The sequence below is a fragment of the Helicobacter marmotae genome (assembly GCF_003364255.1).
GTDB lineage: Bacteria > Campylobacterota > Campylobacteria > Campylobacterales > Helicobacteraceae > Helicobacter_C > Helicobacter_C marmotae.
The window spans coordinates 1-4,290 of sequence record NZ_NXLR01000036.1 but is presented as its reverse complement, the minus strand read 5'-3'; the positions used below and the strand labels follow the sequence as shown (position 1 = coordinate 4,290).

2 protein-coding genes are annotated in these 4,290 nt (G+C 40.1%); both read left to right on the top strand.

The window, feature by feature from the left end:
* Positions 1–2,088: hypothetical protein (locus tag CQA63_RS09965; protein ID WP_199770720.1), on the top strand; the 2,088-nt coding region annotated here is incomplete at its 5' end.
* Between the two features lie 11 nt (positions 2,089–2,099).
* On the top strand, positions 2,100–3,908 hold the full coding sequence (locus CQA63_RS09140) for a c-type cytochrome (protein WP_158655519.1): 1,809 nt from the start codon (positions 2,100–2,102) through the stop codon (positions 3,906–3,908).
* The last annotated feature ends 382 nt before the right edge of the window (positions 3,909–4,290 follow it).

Genomic DNA, 4,290 nt, shown 5'->3' with positions numbered 1-4,290 from the left:
ACACTCACTACTTTAACTAATAATGGCAATATCACTAACCTAACCAATAGTGGCACACTTACTACTTTAAATAATAATCAACATATCCATACTTACACCTCCACCTCAAATAACGCCACGACCTATAGCTCAAATAATGGCACGGGCTATATCACTAACCTCAATCACTCAGGCACAGGAGCACTCAGTATTGCAGATAGCCTCTATATAGGCAGAAATCAAGCTAAAACAGGCTCTACTGGCTCCTTAACCAACTCTGGCACCATTACCGCCACCAATGCGATTATTAGCATATATGGTAGCTTAGATAACTCTGGCACCATTGATGTGCAACATTTAATTCTAACTCAAAGCTCTTTGAGTGCGCAAATGGCAAGCAAAAGTGGCACACATATTAATGGCACCATTAATAATGGCACACAAACTACAGGAGGAGCTTCTACCACTAAAGGCGCTAATCTTACACTCACAAACTGGTCTTTAGAGCTCACCCAATTAGCACAAAACTATAATGATAACCCTGGGGCAAACTCCAATAATCAAAAATATGGACTAGATAATGATAATACCAAGCTTAGCACTTCTAATGACACCAAAGGGCATATATTACTGAATAATGGCATAACGCTAGATACACTCACTATAACAGAACGTTTTGATAGCAATGGCAATGTTACCAATACTGAAGCAGGCATACTCATAAGCGCAGGGACTGACAAATGGGGGAAGAAATACAATTATGATGCGCTCTTTTTATCCAATGATAGTGGCGCACTTAGCACTTTACTCAAAGAAATACAAGATAGCAGTGGCAATGTAGTGAATAAAACCAATGAATATGGAGAGCTCCAAACAGATAAGGCAGAAAATCTAGGCGGGAGTGTAACGCTTAAATTAGAGGCAGCTAGATCACTTTATACATCGCAATCCACAGTTAAAATCTTTGACCTAAAAGATGGCTTCTCTGTAGGCTTAGAGCCTGAGGGCTCACCGATAGAGACAATCTCTAAAGGTATGCTAAATGGCATTATTTCTAAAAATATGCTTATCTCTAACTTAATCGATTCTATGAGTAGGAGAATCTTCCATAATACCCTCAATGGCAGGAAGTCTTCAGAATATTTCATTACTTCTAAGAGTATTAATGAAGATGGCAAAAGGGTAAAAAATGATAGCGATATTATTATCCCCTCAAAATACAATAACATAGAACTTTTAGAAGAAACTGATATGATATATGCCCCACATGCCAAAGATAGCTCATTTCAAAGCTTCATTCAACCCTTTACTCGCTACACGACAACCAATCTTGCAGCAGGCTATAAGGGTGTGGAGAGCAATAGCGGGCTTATCTTAGGGACTTTTATAGACTTAAAGTCTAAGGGTAGCCTTGGGCTTTATGGAGGCTATGAGAGTGGGAGCTCTAGCCTGCCTCGCTCCACTGGATCTGCAGAGATTAAAAATGCCAATATTCTCCTTGGGGGGCATTATTACAAAACGCTTTTCACACATGGATTAAAGGAATTTTATGTAAAAACCTTTATCAATGCCCAAAGCTCAAACCCTGATTTAACCTTGCATTTAAATACCATTAATTCTTCAGCGCAAAAGACCCTATCTGCCTATGGAGTAGATGTAGATATGAAATTTGGTGCCAATCTCTATAATATTTATGCCAATAGTTACATATCTCCAGAATTTGGGCTAGGCTATAGTATGTTTGCTATCCAATCATTTACTTTAGAATATAACTCCCCTCAAGCCTTAGATGAGCTCTATCCCCAGCATATCTTTAAACTCCCCTATACTTCAGCCCAGATTCATTACCTTAAAGCTTTAAGCCCAAAATTACGATATTCCTTTTTAATTGGAGGGAAGTATATATTACAAGACAAGCAAAGCACGAGCGTGCAAATAGGCAACCATAGCGGCTCTGCTCCATTCTTCCTCCCTAATTTCTTAGTAGTCAGCGGAGGGAATCTCCTCTACTCTTTGGGTAGTGGCGAGCTTGCCTTGCAATATGATGGCGCTTTCTCTAAAGATCAGCTAAATCATGTTATCTCTTTGCGATATGGGATTTGGTTTTAAAAAGGATACACTTGAAATACTTGCTTCTCTTAGCTTGTGCAATACTTGTTTTATCTGCCAAAAGCTATGATGAAGCCATAGCCAAATCCTTAAAAAACGGAGGCAAACTCTATAAAAAGGCATGTGCCTCATGCCATGGGAAAAAGGGCTTAAGCCTCCCACCCGGAGCAAACTTTGCTATGCCTATTATAGAGAGAGATGAAATAGAGCTTATAGCCATACTCAATACCTACCGCGATGGCGGGGCAGATAGTGGCGGGGCGAAGGGGACTATGGCAGCAAACCTTATGCGCTATAAATTTAGCGACCAAGATATAGAAGATATAGCCCATTATGTCGCAAGCCTTAATCCTAACTACACACCAAAGCCTAAAACAAAGGGATATTACTACCAAGTAGCCGCCTATAAGGGAGAAATCCCCGAGCGTATCCTTAAGCAAATTGCTAAACACACCTACCTTGTGCATATCAGTAAAGAGGGAGAAGATGCGAATCTCGCGCGCTATCTCATTGGACCATATGAGAGTAAAGAAGATATGCAAAAGGACAAAGCCCTCCTTACAGCACTCACCAAACACACCCATGTACAAAAGAATATGAAGCCCCTTGTGCGATTTGTAAGTCAAGGGCATGAGATTTACTCTCTCAATGCAGACTTTAGCCTTAAAGATATGCTCGGAGAAGCGACCAATGAATTGGTATTTCATAAAAATGAGGCTATGCAAGCAATGCAAGGAGTGGAAGGAGTAGCCCCAATGCTCGGGGATAAGAGTGAATCTAAGGGAGAGAGTAGAGATACTTTACTTGCAAATGCTCTAACTCAAGATGAGCATTACTCCAGCGGTGATTCCCTAGGTATTATGGAATTAAAAGAAGATTTTATACAATCACTTCTTACAGACTTTAATACTATAGATACTCTAGATACCACAGAATCTAAAAATGCCCCAGAATCTAACAAAGACGCTAAAAAAGATGCTAAAAAGGGAGATTTCACATCTCCACATATAGAGCTCACTTTAGAAAATACCATTATGCAAGCACAAGATTTTATACCAATGCTTATGCAAGATTCACTCCCCTCACAAGCAAATACAACACAGACTGACACAAAAGAGAAAATACAAGATGGGGCTCACATACAACAAGCAACACAAGATGATAAAGAGACGCCCCAGCAGCCCTTAGAGCTAAGAGCACTCTTTAGCGATATACAAGATACACCCCAAGAATCTATAGCAGAAGATGCCATCAGCAGTGATAGCCTAAAACCACTCTCTAAGAAGAAAAAACAAAATATCAAAGCCCTTTTTAAATCTAATGTAAAAGATAATATGGAAGAGCATACAGGAGAGTTTATCAATGAGGCTATACAAGCAGATTCACAAGCAAGTAAGCATGAGAATGCATTAGAAAATGAGGCTAAAAATGCGCTAGATGGTGTATTAGAAAATGAAGCAGAGAATGGGATGGAGAGCAATATAGAGAATAATAGCCTAGCTATGGGGGAATTATGGGATTCTATCCCTACACAAAAGCTAAGTTATGCCCTAAAAGATGGGTATTACTATATCCTTGCTACGTATGCCAAAGACATACCCCAAGATACCCTAGCCTTACTTAAAGACCAGCACTATATCCTTTATGCTAAGGGCTCGTATGTGCATATTGTTATTGGCGGCTATAAGGGAGAAAAGGAGCTTATGCAAAGCTATAAAGAGGCTTTAAGCCTAACGCGCTCTATCCACACCTATAAGGGGAAAAACCAAAAACCCCGCCCCGTGCATATACACAATGGCACACTAAAAGAGTTACATTAAGTATGAAATATGAGTAGAGAAACTCCTTTAGAATGAGCAACTCATTTCCCCTGCGGGTAGCTAAGTTTGTCATGTTAAAGGAGCGTAGGAGGCGAGGAATCTCTGCAATAGCCACTAATAACTCCATTACTTTGTCATTCTGAGGAAGCACGAAGTGCGACCGAAGAATCTCTACTTGGATTTCTAGCAGATTCCATCCCATTGTCATTCTGAGGGCGGGCGTAGCCCAACCGAAGAATCTCCCTTATCTGCTAAGGACTCTTTAAAGGAATCACTAGAAAATTTACCACTTTGTCATGTCTTTACTCCCAATAAAGGACAAAGAATTGCTTTCAAAAACACCAAAAAGTGCGACTAGTGATTCGGGTAGAGATTCTTCGGT